We start from the raw sequence: 21,231 nt of genomic DNA, 5'->3' as shown, positions 1-21,231 counted from the left end.
TGGATTGAGAAATGTGGGAAGCGTGTTTCACTTCCGAGAAGCATAGTAAGGTAGGCATCATGTGGAAAACAGGTTACAGAGGCTAAATAATCTTGCATGAGACTATTACCTTTGTGGAAGTAGGAAAAAGTTTGAAGTGCTGTGAAGCGCTGTTCATAAAATAGAAAAAAGATTGTTGAGGCGGAGAAAAAATGAAAAAGGCAATCGGAATTGATATCGGTGGGACAAAGATTGCAGCGGGAATCGTTTCGGAATCGGGAGAATTGCTTAACAGAAAAGAAGTGAAAAGTAATCCAACCGACCGAGAAAACATGTTTGAGCAAGTAGTAAAAGTGGTGGAACAAGTTCTTGAAGGGTCATCGTTTTCTGAGCTAGAAGGTATCGGCGTCGGAGTTCCTGGAAAGGTTGACCGTGAGAACGGTATTGCTGTCTTTCAAAACAATTTGCCATGGCAGCAGTTTCCCCTTACTGCGCGATTACAGGAGCAATTTGGCGCCAAGCCAATTACCATTGACAATGATGTCTATATGGCGGCTTTTGCTGAATGGAAAGCGGCACATGTAAAAAGGAATGAAACCTTTGTCTATGTGACTGTCAGTACAGGAATCTCCTGTTCTATCATCCATAATGGTGCTTTTTTTAGGGGAGCCGGATTCGCAGGAGAGTTGGGTTTGATTCCAGTCCTTTCGAAGGAAGGCAACGAACGATTGGAATTCATCGCTGCCGGCCCAGGGGTAGAGAAACTAGCAAAAAAGGAGTTACATGACGAACAAATTTCAACCAAGGATATCTTTGATGGATTTATAAATGGGGACCCAAGTTATCAATCTATCATTAATGAGGTGACTGAGCATTTAGCTCAAGGTCTCTATTCCATTTCCTGTTTATTAGATCCACATAAAATGGTCTTCGGCGGCAGTGTCATCGTGAATAATCCTTTTCTACTTAAGTTAATCAAAGAAAAGCTAAAAATCTATCAAATACCTGAGCAACAACATCTTTTAGATCAGATGAGCATCAGTACATTGGCGCAGAATAATGGAGTTGTTGGTGCAGGATTAAGAGTATTCGAAAAAATCTAAAGAGGAGTTATCGGATATGTATACATTAAATCATGAAAAATTAGTGCCATTAGGTGCATCGATAACAACGATGGAAATAAAACAGCAGCCTGATTTATGGAAAGAAGCTTATACCTTGTTTTTGGAGAAAAGCAAGGATATTAAAGCGTTTTTACAAAACTTATCAACGAAACACGGACGGGTTCGAGTCATTTTTACCGGCGCCGGAACGTCTGCTTATGTGGGTGATACTGCCACACCATACATAAAAGAAAAAGTGGATGAAAAACAGTGGGAAATACTCAGTATTCCGACAACCACTTTAGTATCTAATCCATATCAATTTTTAAAAGCGGATATTCCAACTTTACTCGTTTCGTTTGCTAGGAGCGGTAACAGCCCGGAAAGTGTTGCTGCCGTAGAATTAGCCCAGCAAATTGTAACTAATTTATATCAGTTGACGATTACCTGCGCAAAAGATGGTCAATTAGCCAAGCGGGCAGAAGTGGATGAAAATAATTTATTACTATTGATGCCTGAAAAATCGAATGATCAAGGCTTTGCGATGACGGGAAGCTATTCTTGCATGACGTTGACAGCTTTACTTGTTTTTGATCCTTTGTCTGTTGAAGAAAAATCGGCAATTGTTCAAACGATTCGCCTTTTGGGTGAAAGTGTTATTCGAAGGGAAGACGCCATCCAAGAGATCATCGATCTTGATTTTGACCGAATCATTTATCTTGGTTCCGGAAGTTTTGAAGGCTTGGCGAGAGAGGCGCAGTTAAAAATATTAGAGCTAACCGCTGGAAAAATTGTCACATCCTTTGATTCACCGTTGGGATTCCGACACGGTCCGAAATCATTTGTGAATGAAAAATCATTGGTTTTTGTGTTTGTTTCCAACCATCCATATACACGTAAATACGATTTAGATATGTTAAAAGAAATGCAGCAGGATAACATTGCCAGCTATATTTGTGCCATCGAGGTTGATGGAGAAACCAACTATGATGGGAACACGTTCGTTTTCGGTAGCGAGGCCCAATCCGTACCGGATGCATACTTGGCATTACCTTTTGTCATGATAGGACAAACGGTTTCACTCCTAGCTTCCGTAAAAGTTGGTAATACACCGGATACCCCATCGCCGACAGGTACGGTCAACCGTGTCGTTAAAGGCGTTACTATACATGATTATCAGTAAATCGATAGGGGAAAGTAGTATGTCCATTTATATCTTTGCAGATCGGTTTTTCCTTGAAGGCATAGTGGTAGGTCCAGGTTTTTGGGAAATAAAAGATGGGAAATTCGGTATTTTCTCAGAACATAGGCCAGAAAATGCTGAAGAAATCCTTGATTATACGGGGCATTGGATTGCTCCAGGTTTAGTTGACACGCATATTCATGGGTATAAAAATCACGACATTATGGACAATGATTTTGAAGGATTGAATGAGATTTCTAAAGGACTACTCTCGTGTGGCGTCACATCCTTTTTACCGACAACCTTAACCTCCTCGAATGAATCGTTGAATAACGTTGTCGAAATGATTGGTAATAATTACACGAAAGTTTGTGGTGCTAAAATTAAAGGGATCTTTTTAGAAGGTCCGTTTTTTACCGAAAAGCATAAAGGGGCGCAAAACACGAATTATTTTTGTGACCCATCCGTTGAAAAGGTGAAAGTTTGGCAGAAATTATCCAATGATTCTATTAAAAAAATTGCGATTGCACCTGAAAGAAAAGGTGCGGCTGAATTTATTGAATATGCAGTGGGAGAAGAGATTACGGTCGCGTTAGCGCATAGTGATGCCACGTATGAAGAGGCAAAACAAGCGGTAGAAAAAGGAGCTTCGATTTTTGTTCATACCTTCAATGGAATGAGCCCGCTGCACCATCGGGAACCGGGAATGGTCGGGGCAGCTATGAATTTAAAAGATGTTTTTGCCGAAATCATTTGTGACGGGCACCATGTACATCCTGCCGCCGCCAATATTTTAATGAATGTCCGTGGCAGAAATCATACCGTTTTGGTGACTGATTGCATGATGGCTGGGGGAATGCCGGAAGGAACCTATCAACTTGGAGAATTTCCTGTAGAGGTGAAGGCTGGGGCTGCCCGCATCGAAGGAGGCAGTTTAGCAGGCAGTATTTTACAGCTGAAAGATGCTGTAAAAAATGTCGTCGATTGGGGAATTGCCACACCTGAGGAAGCAATTTATATGGCGAGTACCGTTCCCGCAAGAAGTATTGGTGTGGATGGCGAATGTGGGAAGATTGCTAAGGGATACGCTGCTGACTTTATTGTGTTGAATCCTGATCTTGATTTAATTGCGACTTACCTTGATGGTGTTTGTCGTTATCAGTTACAGAAAGAGGGAGAGCGATGATTTTAGCGGTCACCATGAATCCATCGGTTGATATTTACTATCCTCTTCAGGAATTTATGTTAGATGCTGTGAACCGTGTGGAAACTGTGAGTAAAACGGCTGGCGGTAAAGGCTTGAATGTTGCCCGAGTGATTGCACAAATGGGTGAAAAAGTCATGGCTACCGGTGTGCTAGGCGGAACTACCGGTGATTACATCGTCCAGGAATTAAATAAACGCGATATATCCAATGACTTTTTACAAATCGAAACAGAATCAAGAAATTGTATCGCCATTCTTCATGAAGGAATGCAAACGGAAATTTTAGAATCTGGGCCAACCTTAACGAAAGAAGAAGGGGCGGATTTTTTAAGAAAGTTTGAGGAACTGCTGTCTAAAGTTTCATTCGTGACGATTTCAGGCAGTTTGCCGAAGGGGCTGCCAGCTGATTATTATCAACAAATGATAGAAATAAGTCAGAGGAAGGGTATTCCTGTGATATTGGATTCATCAGGTGAGCCGTTAAGAAGAGCCCTTTTAAATAAAGAAAAACCATTTGCTATTAAGCCGAATATTACGGAATTGTCGCAGCTGCTTAACATGGAAGTGGGTAGCGGGATAAGCCAATTGCAACAAGCTTTGGATCATGAGTTGTTTCAAGGGATTGAGTGGATTGTCGTCTCAATGGGTGGTGAAGGTGCCTTTGTTAGAATTGGTGCGGCTGATTACCGTGTTACCATCCCTAAAATAGACATGGTGAATCCAGTCGGGTCCGGAGATGCGACCGTAGCCGGGCTAGCGGTGGCATTGAATCGGAATCAGCCTGCCACGGAAGTAATTAAAACGGCCATGACCACGGGTATGCTCAATACGATGGAAGCCGGAACAGGTTCGATTAACATGGCTAAGTTCAACCAATATTTTGATTTGGTAAGTGTAGAAAAAATAGATTGATAGGGGGAAAATTAATGCTAGAGTTAACAAAAAACAAATTGGCAGCTTTAAAACGTTTATCTGATGAAAATGGTGTGATTGGGGCATTAGCGATTGATCAGCGCGGCTCATTGAAAAAAATGCTTGCAGCGGGAAGTTCAAATCCTATCGGGGATGAAGGTATCATCCGCTTTAAAGAATTAGTTTCTGAAGAATTGACACCATATTCGACTTCGATTCTATTAGATCCAGAATATGGATTACCGGCTGCTAAAGTCCGTAGCAAAGACGCCGGTTTATTGATTGCCTATGAAAAAACAGGCTACGATGCAACAGCTGTGGGCCGTCTGCCTGATTTACTGCCAGAGTGGTCAGTGAGCCGATTGAAAGAAGCTGGTGCTGATGCCGTTAAATTTTTACTGTACTATGATGTGGATGAAGACGAGACAATTAATGATTATAAGCATGTATATATGGAACGAGTAGGATCCGAGTGTGCAGCTGAAGATATTCCATTTTTCTTGGAAATCGTCTCTTATGATGCCAATATTGATGATGTTAAAAGTAAAGAGTATGCAAAGGTGAAACCGCATAAGGTGATAGAGGCAATGAAGGAATTTTCTAAACCACAGTATCGTGTTGATGTTTTGAAAGTAGAAGTTCCTGTGGATATGAACTTTGTCGAAGGCTATACAGAAGGTGAAATAGTCTATAGCAAGGATGAAGCTGCATCGTATTTCAAAGAGCAAAGTGCGGCAACAGAGCTTCCGTTTATCTTTTTAAGTGCTGGAGTAAGTGCGTCATTATTCCAGGAAACATTGAAGTTTGCCAAAAAATCTGGTTCCAGCTTTAATGGCGTGTTATGCGGCCGCGCCACGTGGAAAGACGGCGTTGCTCCATTTGCTTCCGCTGGTGAACAGGCTAGCCGTGAATGGTTACAAGTAGTTGGGAAAAAGAATATTGAGGAACTAAATGTGGTTTTAAAAGAGTCTGCTAGCTCATGGTTTGATAAGATTAAAAATAGTAATAACCTTGTATCTTCTTAATTTAGTGGCAAAGTAAATATTAATCGAGTTCTGTTCAAGAGTTTTGGATACATGAATTCCAACTAGGCTCTTATAATTTTATAAAAATGGCCGGTTTCACATGATGAAACCGGCCATTTGCTATTGAAATAAGTAATTTCAAGAATAGAGCGTTCCTTCCAACAGACCAGGAAGGCAAATCACATAGAAGGGATTTTAACGAAGTTTCTGCAAAGCAATGAAGGATAGGTTTAAGATTAGTATATTTTCGAATGTTATCCACTAAAATCTTCATTGTTGCTTTTATAAAGTGTCAGTATAATATCCTTAGGAGACAGACGAGTAGGGGGTGTTTGGTGAGCAGGTCAGCGATTGTTGCGTACATTTTAGGGACTCTATTTTTTATAATAAGTTGCTTCTTTTCTATTTATTATGGATATAAAGTGGTCACCCATAAATTGCCCACGGAGAGTAACCATTTAGATAAATATAAATATCATTTCGTTTTAGTCCCAGAGGAACAAGATAATGAGTATTGGAGACTTGTGGAGAAAGGGGCACGGGCTGCAGCCGAAAAGTATGATGTACTTCTAGAGTATGTTGGACCTAAGCAATCCAATATTGATGAGCATGTAAAAACAATAGAAATGTCAGCAGCCTCAAATGTAGATGGCATTTTAATGCAAGGGTTAAATGACGAGCAGTTTAAGCCGTTAATTGATCGAGTTGTTGAGAAAAAAATTCCGATAATTACAGTCGATACAGATGCATTAAATAGTAAACGTATCGCTTATATTGGGACAGATAATTATTACTCAGGGTATTTGGCCGGCAAAGCAATGATTGAAGAGACACATGGAAACGCAAATGTTGCAATCATAACTGGAAATTTTTATAAGAATCACCAAATACAGAGGGTAAAGGGTTTTCAGGATGCATTGAAAAAAGAAAAAGGGATTCGCATTATTACGGTGAAAGAATCAGATATTAGTCGTGTTCGGGCTGCTGAGAAGACGCACCAAATTTTACAAGACTATCCTGAGGTAAATGCATTTTTTGGAACTAGTGCATTAGATGGGATTGGAATTGCACAAGTAGTCGAGAAATATCAAATGAGAAAAAGTATAACGATTATTGCCTTTGACACACTTCCCGAAACGATAAATTACATAAAACAAGGAATAATTAATGCCACAGTTGTACAGGAGCCTTATGAAATGGGGTATCAATCGGTAGAAATGATGATCGATATCAAAGAGGGAAAAAAGGTGCCTGCCATTGTCCATACAAATACTAGAATTATGAGGAAAGAAGATATATTAAAAAGTTATATGGATAGAAGGGACAGTAGATATTAATGTTATTTCGAATTAGATCCAAGCTGCTTCTCTATTTCATAGTTTTAGTCGTATTATTATCATCAGTGGGTTTCTTTTTTTATAAAAGCAGTGAAAAGCTCGTCAATGAGTATGATGACGGCTTTGAACAATTTCTTTTGCTTAATGATATTTCACAAAGAACCAATTTCATTACGAAGAAGCTGCATGCATATATTTTGGATAAAGAAGAGCTATACTTATCTGACTACCAAAATGAAAAGATAAAATTAATCAAAGATAAGCGAAAACTTCAAGAGGTAATGAAGACGAGTGATATAGCATTAATAAACTATAAAAATATGATTGATAGCTTCTTAGCGGAAACAGATGAAACTGTTAGGTCATTTCAGAAGGATGATATTAACCACTACTCTAATCATTTTAATGAAGTATTAAAAATAAACGGATTTCTTCAAGAGAGTACACTTGCATTGTTAAATAATAAATTATCAGATTATCAAGTGTTCTATGATCAAATGGAACTGCAAAATCATTATTATAAGCTTATGTCCATTTCCCTTTTTTCTGCTACTTTTTTTCTAAGTACGTTGTTAGCATTATGGATTTCCGGTGGGATTACAATGCCCATTAGAAAATTATCAGAAGCAGCAAGGCAGATCTCAAAAGGAGATTTATCTGGGGAAGATATAAAAATTACAACGAATGATGAATTAAAGCCTTTAACGGAAACATTTAACCAGATGCGAATGAATCTAAGGCAGCTCGTCTCGGAAATTAAACAAAAGTCTGAGTTAGACAAACTGTTAAAAGAATTGGAGTTAAGGAGTCTGCAAAATCAAATTAATCCACATTTTTTATTTAATACATTAAATACCGTTTCAAAAATGGCTTATTTGGAAGAAGCGGAGCATACTTCCAGATTAATTGAGGCTGTTGCAGCATTGCTGCGTTATAATCTTGGCGATTTAAAGAAGGCATCGACATTAAGAGATGAAGTAGACATTGTTAAAGAGTATTTTTTTATTCAACAAACAAGGTTTGGCGACCGCATCCTATTTACTACAAATATAGAGGATGATTGTTTAGATATTGAAATTCCTACCTTAATTTTGCAACCAATTATTGAAAACGCATTCATCCACGGTGTTGAATCATATGAAGAAAATGCGCAGATTTGCTTAAATATTTACCGCTTTCAAGACCGTATCCATGTAGACGTAATAGATAATGGACGTGGGATGGATGATAAAACTAAAACTAGATTACTAAATTACGTAGAAGGGAAGGATTCTGAGGAGGTATTTTCACCAGAAAAATCAACTGGCCATTCTACGAGCATAGGGGTTAAAAATGTGATTAAAAGGTTGCAGCTCTTTTATCAAAGAAATGATGTTGTTGAAATTGATTCGGAAGCGAATAAAGGAACGAATTTCAGACTGACCATCCCTTATATGGCTAAGGAAGAAGGGGAAGAAGCTTGCTGAAGGTACTGATTGTTGATGATGAAGTGCTTGAAAGAAAGGCATTAAGGAAAATCATAAATGGATATTCAGAGGACGTTATTGTTATCGGTGAAGCTCCTAACGGAAGAGTAGCAATAGAGATGACGATAAAAGATAAACCTGATATCATTTTTATGGATATTAAAATGCCAGGTATTGATGGTGTTCAAGCTGTAAAGGAAATTACAAAGATCGATTCAAGTATAAGATTTATCATGGTTTCTGCTTTTAATACCTTTGAGTATGCTAAAGAAGTGATGCAGCAAGGAGTAAAGGAATACATCTTGAAACCAAGTAGAAAGCAAGATATATTTGAGAGCTTACAGCGTGTAAAGGCTGATATTCGCGAGGAACGTAAACGGGTAAACGAGGAGCAAAGTTTACGAAGAAACTTGGATCGTGCCGTATCGATTGCAGGCAAGGAATGGGTAAATACATTATTAATAAACCAGGTGAAGGATCTTACTTTTGATGAGTGGAGTGAACTGCTGGGAGTAGAAATTACTTATGGATACATGATGCTTTTTTCGCTTCAAGAGGTTGTTGAGCCAGAACATATTATCATCGATAAACAGTCCTGGTATTTATGGCTGAAGGACGCATTAAAATTGGTCGTAAAAAAATATGAATTGATGGTAGGACCTATCATTGACACACAAGTACCTGTTTTATTCCTTTGCAGAAAAACGACTGAAAAAGTCCATTTTAAAACGAACGCCATTAACATCATAGAGGATATGAACCATCTTTTTCAAAAGGAATCTTTTCACGCAGAATTAAGGGTAGGGGTGGGTTTACCATATACCCATGCAAGTGAACTGTATAAATCCTATCATGAGGCATTATCAGCCCTACTGCAATTAATAAAAACTCCTAACCAAAAGTTTTTATTCGGCAATCATGAAGGAGTTACTGAAATATCTTCTTCGATAGATGTATTAGAAGCCGAGAAGCAACTATTAGATGCATTACGTCAAGGAGATGTAAACCAAGTTTCCGTTATTTTTGAACAATTTGTAAAGCAACTTTCCAATAATCAACAGAAAAATCCGAAAATGATTAGTAAATCTTTTGAAGAATTGTTTATTCTCGTTTCTCGAATGCTACATGATCTGGGTATAGACTTTGAACAAACACCTAACATTAATCAGTCTGATGACTTGAAAATTCTTTATGAGAAGGGTAAGTCCTATTTACTAACGGTCGTTCATCAAGTACAGGATTGGCGAAATAATCATGCAAAAGGTATGCTTTATAAGGCGAAGGAGTATATTGAAAAGAACTATGCTGAATCTATTACTTTAGAGCTAGTTGCTGAGTATGTGGAGCTAAGTCCGTTTTATTTCAGCAAATTATTTAAAGACCGATTCGGTATGACATTTATTGATTATTTAACAGAAGTAAGAATGAAGCAGGCAAAAACGGAAATGCTAGACGATGGAAAAAGCTTAAAGGAAATATGCTATTCAGTCGGCTATAAAGATCCAAATTATTTTAGTCGGGTGTTTAAGAAGCATACAGGTTTATCCCCATCTGAGTTCCGTAAAGCCACTGTAAGTTAAGTGAATAACCTTATAGACTATGAAAAAGACCAATCGATTTACTGGATTGGTTTCAGACTGTAGACAAACTCGAAGATTTTCGAGCTTTCCTACAGTCTTTTTTCTTTTACAATTAGGAATGTTAACTAAGAACTAGAGAAGTTGATTTCCACTACGGACGAACGCTTTCCGCGGGCGTGGCTTGAGCCTACTCCTTCGCTACGCCCGTGTGGGGTCTCAAGTCTCACGATTTTCCCGCAGGACATTGAATGAGCTTCCTCGAATAAACACCGCACGAAGTAAATGCGAATGCATTTTCGAGGAGTCTTCGCCCTCCGCTCCAATCAACAGTGCTCGTACATAATTTTGAGGTGATAAACGATGATGACGAAAAATCAAATCGATGAACGTGAACAATTAGAAATGCTGGCTATTGAACAACTTGTTCCACAAGACCACTTAGTCCGAAAACTCGATGAAGCGATTGATTTTACCTTAATCTATTCGTTAGTCGAACACCTCTATTCTAATTTAGGACGCCCAAGGATTGATCCAGTTGTTACGTTTGAATCCATGAATTTAAAGAAACTGGCAATTGGGACATCAAGTTGCTTGAGGATGATTCATGAAGACTTAATTAACCAGTTTTTGATTTGATTTTTCAAGGACACTAGTTGATTGGAGTGGAAGGCGCTTGACTCCTGGGGGATTAGCGTTATAGGCGAGACCCCGCAGGAGCGGTAGCGACGAGGAGGCTCGGCGAACGCCCCCCGGAAAGCAAGCGCCTGGAGCGGAAATCAACCTTTTCGCCTACAATACATATCAAAAATGACAAAAGGTATCGAGAGGTGAACTCTCGATATCTTTTGTCGACAATCTGAGACCAATCACTTTAATGGATTGGTCTTTTTCATTTCTATTAATCTTAACGTTTGCAAAAAAATCTAGGAATTCGCAATTTTATGCTATTGGTTATACTTATTGAACGAAATGGCCTCATGCTAACATATTTGTAAGGGTTTTCAAAGTGAAAGGTAAATGCTAATTTACCGTTGTCATTACTAAATAGAAGAGGAGAATGATTACATGCTTAAAAAGAAAAAGGGGTTAATGTTATCTTTAACGATTGCTTCTAGCATTCTATTAGCAGCTGGCTGCAGTAGTTCTACTGGTGGTTCGGATGCTGGCAAAAATAAGGACGGCGATAAGCTTCCGGCTGTTGGAGCAACGATTTACAAATTTGATGATAACTTTATGTCTTATGTTCGTCGTGCAATGGAAACAGCATCTGAAGGGAAAGTTAATCTGATGTTGAATGATTCCCAAAATGACCAAGCAAAACAAATTGAACAAGTAGATACGTTAATTGCAAAAGGTGCTAAATCCTTGGCTATTAACCTAGTAGATCCAAAGGCAGCACTGACGATTATTGACAAAGCAAAGGCGAAGGATATTCCTGTTATTTTCTTTAATAAAGAGCCAGATTCATCTGTTTTACAAGGTTATGAAAAAGCATACTATGTTGGAACTACATCATCAGAATCAGGTGTAATTCAAGGTGAAATGATTGCGAAAGCATGGGAAGCTAACATTGAAAAATATGACAAAAACGGCGATGGGAAAATTCAATATGTATTACTAAAAGGTGAACCCGGTCACCCAGATGCAGAAGCGCGTACAAAATTTGCGGTTGATACAATTAAAGAAAAAGGGATCGGCGTTGAAGAATTAGCAATGGATACAGCTATGTGGGATGCAACTAAAGCAACAGAAAAGATGGATGCTTGGATTGCTAAATTCAATGAAAAAATTGAATTTGTAATTGCTAATAACGATGGCATGGCTTTAGGTGCCATCGCTTCTCTTGAAAAAGCAGGATATTTCTCTGGAGACAAGTTTATGCCAGTTGTAGGTGTTGATGCAATTCCAGAAGCACTTGATATGATTGAAAAAGGTAAATTGGTTGGGACGGTATTAAATGACGCTACTAACCAAGGTAAAGCGACTATTGATCTTGCTACAAACGCTGCAAAGGGCAAAGACGTTCTTGAGGGAACAGATTGGTCATTAGATGATTCTAAAGCAGTTCGTGTTCCATACATTGAAGTAACAATCGATAATATTCAAGTAGGTAAGGATGCTTATAAGTAGAAAAGCTTAAAGGCGCCTGCTGTACCCAATAAGAAATATGAGAAGCACAAATTAAGTGCCTCTCATATTTTTCAATGGTTTTAAAAAGGAGGCTCGCTCATGTCAGAAGCCAGAACGACAAATATACTTGAAATGAGTCATTTAACAAAAAGATTTCCAGGTGTAATCGCACTTCAAAATGTTTCACTTAAAGTGAAGGCCGGGTCTGTACATGCCTTAATGGGGGAAAATGGTGCAGGAAAATCAACTTTGATGAAATGTTTATTTGGGATTTATGCAATGGATGAGGGTAAGATTCTTTTGGATGGTAAGGAAGTCTCGTTTGCTAATTCCAAACAAGCATTAGAAAACGGAGTTTCTATGGTTCATCAGGAATTGAATCAAGTCCGTCAGCAAAATGTCATGGATAATATATGGTTAGGGCGTTATCCGAAAAAAGGCATTTTTATAGATGAAAAGAAAATGTATGAAAATACGGTAGCTATTTTTAATAGTCTTGACATCTCTATCGATCCAAGAAGTAAAGTGAGCACTTTATCTGTTTCTGAGATGCAAATGGTGGAAATCGCAAAAGCGGTTTCTTATCATTCAAAAATTATTGTAATGGATGAGCCTACTTCATCTCTAACAGAAAAAGAAGTAGACCATCTATTTAAAATCATTAGAAAACTACAAAGTGAGAATGTCGCTATTATTTATATTTCACACAAAATGGAAGAAATCTTGAAGATTTCAGATGAAGTAACCATCATGCGTGACGGTCAGTACATTGCTACAAAAAGTGCGAAAGATTTAACAACCGATGAGATTATTAAGCTTATGGTTGGCCGGGATCTTTCACAGCGGTTCCCTTCAAAGTTGAATCAACCTGGCGACGTTATACTAAAAGTCACAGATTTAACAGCTGAAAACGAATCCTCCTTCTCTAATATCAATTTTGAGCTAAGGAAAGGTGAGATTTTAGGTATTGCAGGTCTAGTCGGCTCTAAACGGACGGAAGTAATGGAGTCATTATTTGGCATGAGAGCTTTAAAATCAGGTAAGGTTGAACTTCATGGTAAGGAAGTTGATAATCATTCACCTCAGCATGCCATCAAAAATGGTTTTGCCCTCGTGACGGAAGAAAGAAGATCAACAGGAATTTACCCTGATCTTAGCATTAGCTTTAACTCAATCATAGCTAACCTAGTTCAGTATAAAAAAGGTATATTCCTTTCTGACCGGAAAGTACACGAGGATACTAAATGGGTAATTGATTCAATGAAGGTAAAGACTCCATCTCAAAAGACTTCTATCGGCAGTTTATCCGGTGGAAACCAACAGAAGGTAATCATTGGCCGTTGGTTGTTAACTAATCCGGAAATTTTATTATTAGATGAACCTACTAGAGGGATTGACGTTGGCGCCAAGTTTGAAATCTACCAACTTATTAATCAACTAGCAGCAGACGGAAAAGGTATCATCATGATTTCTTCTGAAATGCCAGAACTTTTGGGTGTAACAGACCGAATTTTAGTAATGAGTAATGGGAGAGCAGCTGGCATCGTGGATACAGCCACTACATCTCAAGAAGAAATCATGCGATTAGCAGCTTTGTATTAGGAGGAGATGTAAATGAATCCACAGGCTATGAAAAACTCTAAAATTACCAAATGGCTTTTCGATAATGTAATCTATGTTTTTTTAATACTTCTTGTAATTGGAATTGTAATCGCTTCTCCAGATTTTCTATCGGTTACCAATTTAATCAATATTTTAAGTCAATCATCCTCACGTATTATTATTGCGCTTGGAATAGCGGGAATTCTGATTACTGCTGGAACGGACCTTTCTGCTGGACGAATGGTCGGTCTTGCGGCAGTTGTGTCGGCATCTTTACTTCAAGCTGGAGATTATGCTTATAAAATGTATCCAAATTTGCCGGAACTACCTTTGTTTGTTCCGATTATCATTGCCATGCTAATCACGGGTCTATTTGGCACTTTAAACGGTGTCATTGTTTCAAAATTTCACGTACCTCCATTCATTGCTACTTTGGGGATGATGATAGGTGTGTATGGAGTAACGTCTATCTACTTTGATCGCCCTCCGTACGGTGCACAACCAATAGGCGGACTAAGCGAAAGCTTTACAAAGTTTGCTCAACGGGGAATACCGATTGGAGACTATGAAATTCCATTTCTTATATTTTATGCTATTATCTTCTCTATTATTATTTGGATTCTTTGGAATAAAACTCAATTAGGTAAAAACATGTATGCAATCGGAGGAAACCCTGAAGCAGCTAAGGTTTCTGGCGTAAATGTTGCCAAAAATATCATTATTATCTACATGATCGCCGGTCTTCTTTATGGTTTCTCTGGAACAATTGAAGCTGGACGCGTAGGTAGTGCTACGAATAATACTGGTAATATGTACGAGCTTGATGCCATCGCAGCATGCGTTGTCGGAGGGGTATCATTATCGGGTGGTATTGGTACGGTATCTGGTGTTATTACTGGTGTTTTAATTTTCCAAATCATCAACTATGGATTAGCTTTCCTTGGAGTAAGCCCATACATTCAATTCATCGTAAAAGGTGCAATCATTATTGTAACCGTTGCATTTGATATGCGTAAGCATGCAAAGAAGAAATAAATATAGTTAAAGCCCCTTTAACAATGTGTAAATACACTATTAAAGGGGCTTTGTATTATGAAAATAATGGAAGGAAGGAAGGAATATAGAGAATGTTCACGATTCCCGATTTGAATTGGCTTTTTGATTTGAAAGGGTTTGCGGTTAAACCTCTCTTTGCAAAATATGAGAATTTTTAGGCTAGCTAGATAAAATGTAGGAGAGATATTTCTCTTTTATGAGTAAATTTAAAGAAAAAAATTAGTAAAACTTTTAGTAAAATTGTAGAAATGTTTTACTAAAAAGAATAAAATGAAATAAAGAAAACACGTTTGTCATGGGGGATTCAGTATGAAGTTGGACACATTAGTCTCTAAATTTAAGGAAATATATTATGCTTCACCACAAAAAGCGTTTTTTGCACCTGGAAGGATAAATTTAATTGGAGAACATACTGATTATAACGGGGGCTATGTTTTTCCATGTGCCATTACCTATGGCACGTATGCTCTTGTCAAAAAGCGTGAGGACCAGCTCATTCGCATGTATTCGATGAATTTTCCTGACAGAGGGTTAATCGAGTTTGACATATCTTCATTAGACTATAATAAGAATCATAATTGGGCTAATTATCCGAAAGGTATGCTTCGTTACATAGTAGAATCAGGGTATGAAATAACTTCAGGATTTGAATTACTTATTTATGGGAATATTCCCAATGGTGCAGGGCTTTCTTCCTCTGCATCACTTGAAATGTTAACGGGTGTAATGCTGAATGGCCTGTTTGATTTTAATATTTCACGTCTGGATCTCATCAAGCTTGGAAAGCGGGTTGAGAATGAGTTTATTGGCGTAAATAGTGGGATCATGGACCAATTTGCGATTGGTATGGGTGTTAAAGATGCAGGTATTTTGTTAGATTGTCAGACTCTAAGCTATGAGTACGCACCAATCCAATTAGAAGGATATAAAATATTAATCATGAATACGAATAAGCGCAGAGAGTTAGCAGATTCGAAATACAATGAGCGTAGAAGTGAATGTGAAGAAGCACTGGTTCATCTTCAGCAAAAGCTTCAGATTGAAGCTCTTGGGCAGCTTACTGAAAAAGAGTTCGATGATAATCAATATCTCATTACAAATGAAGTTGTTCGTAAGCGTGCCAAGCATGCGGTTTATGAAAATATAAGAACCCTAAAGGCACTTAGAGAGCTAAGAGCAGCCAATTTAGAGGCATTTGGCCAATTAATGAACGATTCACACCGATCATTACGAGATGATTATGAAGTGACAGGAAAAGAGCTTGATAGCTTAGTAGAAGCGGCGTGGAAACAGCCGGGAGTCATTGGAGCGCGGATGACGGGAGCAGGATTTGGGGGTTGTGCGATTGCAATTGTCGCAAATGAAGAAGTAGATGGCTTTATAGCGAATGTTGGTGCAGTTTATCGAGAACGTATCGGCTATGATGCTGAGATTTATGTAGCTAGCATCGGCGATGGTGCTAAAGAAATTGAAATGTCGGAGGCGATGTAAATGAGTATTCTTGTGCTAGGTGGAGCAGGTTATATTGGCTCTCATGCGGTTTATCAATTAATCGAAAATGATTTTGAAGTGGTAGTGATTGATCAATTACAAACAGGTCACCTAGATGCGATCCATCCAAAGGCTCATTTTTATCAAGGAGATATCCGCGATCGACAATTTATGAAATCTGTTTTCGAAAAAGAAAACATTGAGGGAATCTTACATTTTGCCGCTAATTCCCTTGTAGGTGAGTCAATGATTGAGCCATTAAAGTACTTTGATAATAATGTATACGGTACTCAGATCGTTCTTGAAATGATGAAGGAATTTGGAGTTAAACACATTGTTTTTTCTTCGACAGCGGCTGTTTATGGGGAACAAAAGGTTGTACCCATTACGGAAGGGGCTAGTACTATACCAACGAACACTTATGGCGAAACGAAATTAGCAATGGAAAGAATGATGGCTTGGTGCGAAAAAGCCTTTGATTTGAAGTATATATCCCTCCGTTATTTCAACGTTGCTGGAGCTAGAAATGATGGTCAAATAGGTGAAGATCATCATCCAGAAACACACCTTATTCCTGTTGTTTTAGAAGCGGCATTAGGAAAAAGGGAAGCTGTTACGATATTTGGTGATGATTATGATACAAAAGATGGTACTTGTGTAAGGGATTATATTCATGTAGAGGACTTGATAGAAGCGCACCTTTTAGCACTTCGTTATCTGCAAAATGGTGGGGAGAGTAACATTTTTAATCTTGGTAGTAGTCAAGGGTTTTCTGTTCAAGAAATTGTTGAGACGGCAAAACAGGTAACAGGTATTGATATTCCGGTAAAAACTGGTGAACGACGATCTGGTGACCCAAGTACTCTCATTGCCTCTTCGGAAAAAGTAAAACATGTACTTGGCTGGAAACCATCGAAAACTTCGATTGATCAAATTATTAGAGATGCTTGGAACTGGCATCAGCATCACCCGAATGGATATCAAAAATAGAGGTGAAAAGATGATATTTCAATACGTACAACAATTAATCGATCAAGCAATTACGACTCAATTAATTGAGCCGGATGATGAAATATATGCTCGTAATCAAATTCTTTCCCTATTGAAGTTAGATGAATTTAAGGAATCAATTGGGGAAAGGCAAGTAATGATTCCAGACTTACTCGATTTAATCGTTGATTATGCCTGTGAAAAAGGGATCATTGAGAACCGATCTGATGAAAAAGAGATATTCTCTAGTAAAATCATGAACTGCTTGATTCCGCGCCCATCATCTGTAAACCAGTATTTTTATGAAAAATATAAACAAGATCCTCTATCAGCCACAAACTATTTTTATCATTTAAGTAAATATAGTAATTATATTCAGATGAGGCAAATCAAGAAGAACGTTGAGTATAAGGTGTCGACAGAATATGGTGAATTAGATATTACCATTAATTTGTCTAAACCAGAAAAAGATCCAAAAAGCATTGAATTAGAACGTGCAGCTCCGAAAATGGAATATCCGAAATGCTTGCTCTGCATTGAAAATGAAGGTTATGCAGGGAGAATCGGGCATCCAGCTCGTTCCAATCACCGAATGATTCGAGTCAATTTATTAGACGAAACTTGGTGCTTACAATATTCTCCTTATCTGTACTACAACGAGCATTGTATTGTTCTATCGAAAACACATACAAATATGATCATTAGCCGCAAGACATTTGAACGGTTGTTAACCTTTGTTGAGAAATTTCCACATTATTTTGTTGGATCTAATGCCGATTTGCCCATTGTAGGGGGCTCGATTTTATCTCATGATCATTATCAGGGTGGACGTTATGAATTTGCTATGGCTAGAGCGGATGCTGACTGGACATTTGAATTGCAAGAATTTCCAGATGTTCAAGGTTCAGTTTTAAAATGGCCAATGTCTGTTATTCGGTTGCAATCGGAACAATCGAGCATACTAGTTGAAGCAGCGGAAAGAATTTTTACAGCTTGGAAAAACTACAGTGATGAAGAATTAGGAATTATAGCGAAAACAGGGGAGACACTTCATAACACGATTACCCCGATAGCTCGTAAAAATGGCCACTTATTTGAATTAGATTTAGTCCTTCGAAATAATCGAACGAATTCTGAGCATCCACTTGGGATTTTTCATCCACACGAAGATGTTCACCATATTAAGAAGGAGAACATTGGTCTAATTGAAGTTATGGGGCTGGCCGTGTTACCTCCGCGACTAAAGAATGAACTTGAAGAAGTAGGAGAGTACATTCTTAATAAAACAAAAGTCGTTGCTGAGTATCATTTAGACTGGGCTCAAGAGTTAAAAAGCCAGTATTTCTCTGTTGCTAACGAAACAAATATCGAATCGATTATGAGAGAAGAAGTTGGGAAGAAGTTTTTGAAAGGATTGGAAGATGCGGGTGTTTTTAAACGTGATGAAGTAGGCCTTGCTGGATTTCATCGCTTTATCCAATTATTTTCTACTCCAAATGTAGGGATAATCCGATGAAAATGATAGAACAGTTGTTTGGTAATTACAACGGTGAATCCGTTAAAGAGTATACTCTTTACAATGAATCAGGAATGTCAGTCTCATGCCTAAATTACGGTTGTGTCATATCGAAAATTATGGTCCCTGATCGAAATGGAAACATTGAAAATGTGGTCCTTGGTTTTGAGGATTTTAAAGACTATCTAAATTGGTCTCCGTACTTTGGAGCGATAGTAGGAAGAGTGGCTGGAAGGATTAAAGGTGCATCGTTCGACCTGGATGGTAAGAACTTTAGACTTGCAGCTAATGACTATCCTAATCATTTACATGGTGGAAAATTAGGCTTTAGCTCCGTTATTTGGAAAACGGAAATAATTGAGGAAGAAAATGCTATTGGCCTTAAGTTTTTCAATTTTAGTCCTGATGGAGAAGAAGGGTATCCTGGAAATTTAGGTGTAACCGTATCGTATCTTTTAACGAATGACAATGAACTGAAAATTACGTATGAGGGAAAGACGGATAACAAGACCTTGGTTAATTTAACGAATCATTCTTACTTTAACTTAAGTGGAAATTTTAAAAGGGATTGTTCGGAGCATGAGCTTCAATTAGAAACGGATTTCTTTTTAGAGTTAAGTCCTGATTTTACACCTACTGGAAGATTACTTGATGTTAAGAACACTCCCTTTGATTTTAAGCAAAGTCGAAAGTTAAAGTATGGTATCCATTCGACTCATCCGCAAAATGTCCTTGTCGGTCACGGTTATGACCATCCGATTGTTTTCGCTAGCCATGATGAGCGTACAATTGTGTTAAGGGAGGAGGAAAGTGGCCGCACTTTAGTTGTTACAACCGATCAACCATGTGTCGTTCTTTACTCAGGAAATCAATTAGAAGGCCCCTATTCCATATCTGATGTTCCAGTAAGAAAATACCTAGGGGTTTGCCTTGAAACACAAGGGTTCCCGGATGCGATCAATCACCCTGAATTTCCATCTATCATTTTAGAACGAGAGAACGTATACTATTCAACAACGAAATATCGTTTTCTTTGTCGATAAGTGAGGGGTTTAGATTAATGGCTACAATTAAGGATATTGCTAATCTGGCTGGTGTTTCGATTGCCACTGTATCGCGGGTATTAAACTATGATAGTACTCTTTCTGTTAGTGATGAAACGAAGAAGAAAATCTTTGAAACTGCTGAAGAATTATCATATAAAAAGAAGGTTACTCGGAAACCAGAGACAGGGAAAATGGCCCTTTTGCAGTGGTATACAGAAAAAGAGGAACTAGAAGATTTGTATTATATGTCGATTCGACTAGGGGTAGAAAATCGCTGCCGTCAGTTAGGTGTACAAGTACACAAATACTTTCAAGATAACTTTGATGAATTGAAAGATGCTGATTTTCAAGGGCTTATTGCCATAGGTAAATTTAGTCATAATCAGATAGAAGAATTACATACGATTACAAGTAATATAGTTTTTGTCGACACCTCACCTGACGAAGATCAATTTGATTCGATTGTCATTGATTTTGAAAGGGCCACCAAAAAAGTGCTTGACCATTTTATTGATAAAGGTCATAAACAAATTGGGTATATCGGAGGAAGAGAATCTTTTAAAGACAAAACTTCTATGATTGAAGATCCAAGGGAAATTATGTTCAAGCGCTATTTAACGGAAAAAGGGTTGTTAAATGAAGCGTTTATGTATATTGGCCATTTCTCTGTTGGGGATGGTCATTGTTTGATGACTAAGGCGATTGATGAACATAGGGAGCAATTGCCAACAGCTTTTTTTGCTGGAAATGATTCCATAGCTGTAGGTGCATTAAGATCCTTATTGGAGAAAGGAATTTCTGTTCCAGATCGTGTTAATATCATTGGTGTAAATGATATTAGTATCACAAAATATGTCTTTCCATCTTTAAGCACGGTAAAAGTTGATACGGAATCGATGGGCGAAACAGCCGTTGACACGTTAATGGAGAGAATTGAAGGCAGGAAGACATCTAAAAAAATTATGATCGCAACGAAGTTGATTATTAGAGATAGCAGTTTTTAAGTGAAGATTTCATTTGGCTCTTTTCGTAAACTTTGTTGTTATTAACAAATATTAGTGAAAATCGGTAATATAATTTTTACGGTTTCTACCTCTCATCGCACATAAAATCACAATAACAAGTGCCAGGTACCTTCCAAATTTTCTGGATGGTGCCTGGCACTTGTTGTTATTTAATTAATAGATGTACAGATTGATTATCAATCAAATAAAGGTAAAATGGAATTAATTCAGAGACTGCACAATGTTTTAACAGGGATAAAGAAACCTCACTTAGTTTTATCACGGTGAATAATATGGCGGCAGGTTAGATTAACAGAAACTGGAAACAGTCTATACTTAGGGGTTTGCCTTAAAACTCAAGGGTTTCCAGATGCGATTAATCACCCAGATTTTCCATCTATCATTTTAGAACGAGATGACCTATACCATTCAACGACGAAGTTTCGTTTTCTTTTGGAAAAGTGAGAGGTTTAGAGAAAAATTCGTCTTTCATAGCAAACTAAGAGAGTGCACAGTTTTTTATATATAAAACCGAGATTCAGTAAATATCCATAGGGGTTATAAGAAAATATGATAGACAGCAAGTATCTGTTATTGTAATATAG

At 37.9% G+C, this 21,231-nt stretch carries 16 protein-coding genes and 1 pseudogene; all 17 read left to right on the top strand.

The annotated features are described in order from the left end of the window. Positions 1-191 precede the first annotated feature (191 nt). Complete coding sequence (locus G3O09_RS03750; RefSeq protein WP_163100141.1) at positions 192-1,082, top strand: ROK family protein; 891 nt, start codon at positions 192-194, stop codon at positions 1,080-1,082. A 16-nt stretch (positions 1,083-1,098) separates the two neighbouring features. Next, positions 1,099-2,265, top strand: coding sequence for an SIS domain-containing protein (locus G3O09_RS03745; protein WP_163100140.1), 1,167 nt, complete (start codon positions 1,099-1,101; stop codon positions 2,263-2,265). Positions 2,266-2,284: 19 nt separating this feature from the next. Next, positions 2,285-3,451, top strand: a complete 1,167-nt coding sequence (gene nagA / locus G3O09_RS03740; protein WP_163100139.1) for an N-acetylglucosamine-6-phosphate deacetylase — start codon at positions 2,285-2,287, stop codon at positions 3,449-3,451. Next, positions 3,448-4,383 carry a tagatose-6-phosphate kinase gene (gene lacC / locus G3O09_RS03735; protein ID WP_163100138.1) on the top strand — a complete coding sequence of 312 codons (936 nt, stop codon included), beginning with the start codon at positions 3,448-3,450 and terminating at the stop codon, positions 4,381-4,383. Before nagA ends, lacC begins: the two co-directional genes overlap by 4 nt. 14 nt (positions 4,384-4,397) lie before the next feature. Then, complete coding sequence (gene lacD, locus G3O09_RS03730; RefSeq protein WP_163100137.1) at positions 4,398-5,408, top strand: tagatose-bisphosphate aldolase; 1,011 nt, start codon at positions 4,398-4,400, stop codon at positions 5,406-5,408. Between the two features lie 335 nt (positions 5,409-5,743). Continuing rightward, complete coding sequence (locus G3O09_RS03725; RefSeq protein WP_240338322.1) at positions 5,744-6,745, top strand: sugar-binding protein; 1,002 nt, start codon at positions 5,744-5,746, stop codon at positions 6,743-6,745. After that, on the top strand, positions 6,745-8,211 hold the full coding sequence (locus G3O09_RS03720) for a sensor histidine kinase (RefSeq protein WP_163100135.1): 1,467 nt from the start codon (positions 6,745-6,747) through the stop codon (positions 8,209-8,211). The genes G3O09_RS03725 and G3O09_RS03720 overlap by 1 nt, the downstream gene beginning before the upstream one ends. Beyond that, entirely contained in the window at positions 8,205-9,791 is a 1,587-nt protein-coding gene (locus G3O09_RS03715; RefSeq protein WP_163100134.1) for a response regulator, read from the top strand. The genes G3O09_RS03720 and G3O09_RS03715 overlap by 7 nt, the downstream gene beginning before the upstream one ends. A 360-nt stretch (positions 9,792-10,151) precedes the next feature. After that, positions 10,152-10,335, top strand: a pseudogene (locus G3O09_RS03710) (transposase); the annotation flags it as partial. A gap of 521 nt (positions 10,336-10,856) precedes the next feature. After that, positions 10,857-11,921 (top strand): galactose/glucose ABC transporter substrate-binding protein MglB, encoded by a 1,065-nt coding sequence (mglB, locus tag G3O09_RS03705; protein WP_163100133.1) that lies wholly within the window; start codon positions 10,857-10,859, stop codon positions 11,919-11,921. 99 nt (positions 11,922-12,020) lie between these two features. Then, complete coding sequence (gene mglA, locus G3O09_RS03700; protein ID WP_163100132.1) at positions 12,021-13,523, top strand: galactose/methyl galactoside ABC transporter ATP-binding protein MglA; 1,503 nt, start codon at positions 12,021-12,023, stop codon at positions 13,521-13,523. A gap of 12 nt (positions 13,524-13,535) precedes the next feature. After that, the gene (gene mglC, locus G3O09_RS03695; RefSeq protein WP_163100131.1) at positions 13,536-14,558 is read left to right on the top strand and encodes a galactose/methyl galactoside ABC transporter permease MglC; all 1,023 of its coding nucleotides are present in this window, start codon (positions 13,536-13,538) and stop codon (positions 14,556-14,558) included. A gap of 330 nt (positions 14,559-14,888) precedes the next feature. Then, on the top strand, positions 14,889-16,070 hold the full coding sequence (locus G3O09_RS03690) for a galactokinase (RefSeq protein ID WP_163100130.1): 1,182 nt from the start codon (positions 14,889-14,891) through the stop codon (positions 16,068-16,070). Then, positions 16,071-17,060, top strand: coding sequence for a UDP-glucose 4-epimerase GalE (galE, locus tag G3O09_RS03685; protein WP_163100129.1), 990 nt, complete (start codon positions 16,071-16,073; stop codon positions 17,058-17,060). A 10-nt stretch (positions 17,061-17,070) separates the two neighbouring features. Further along, the gene (gene galT / locus G3O09_RS03680; RefSeq protein WP_205439601.1) at positions 17,071-18,576 is read left to right on the top strand and encodes a UDP-glucose--hexose-1-phosphate uridylyltransferase; all 1,506 of its coding nucleotides are present in this window, start codon (positions 17,071-17,073) and stop codon (positions 18,574-18,576) included. Then, positions 18,573-19,619: an aldose epimerase family protein gene (locus tag G3O09_RS03675; RefSeq protein ID WP_163100128.1), complete on the top strand. Its 1,047-nt coding sequence runs from the start codon at positions 18,573-18,575 to the stop codon at positions 19,617-19,619. Before galT ends, G3O09_RS03675 begins: the two co-directional genes overlap by 4 nt. Before the next feature lie 17 nt (positions 19,620-19,636). Continuing rightward, positions 19,637-20,626, top strand: coding sequence for a LacI family DNA-binding transcriptional regulator (locus G3O09_RS03670; protein ID WP_163100127.1), 990 nt, complete (start codon positions 19,637-19,639; stop codon positions 20,624-20,626). Positions 20,627-21,231 lie beyond the last annotated feature (605 nt).

It is taken from the genome of Peribacillus alkalitolerans, assembly GCF_010882125.1.
GTDB classification, from domain to species: domain Bacteria; phylum Bacillota; class Bacilli; order Bacillales; family DSM-1321; genus Bacillus_BN; species Bacillus_BN alkalitolerans.
This window is presented reverse-complemented; position numbering and strand designations above follow the sequence as displayed.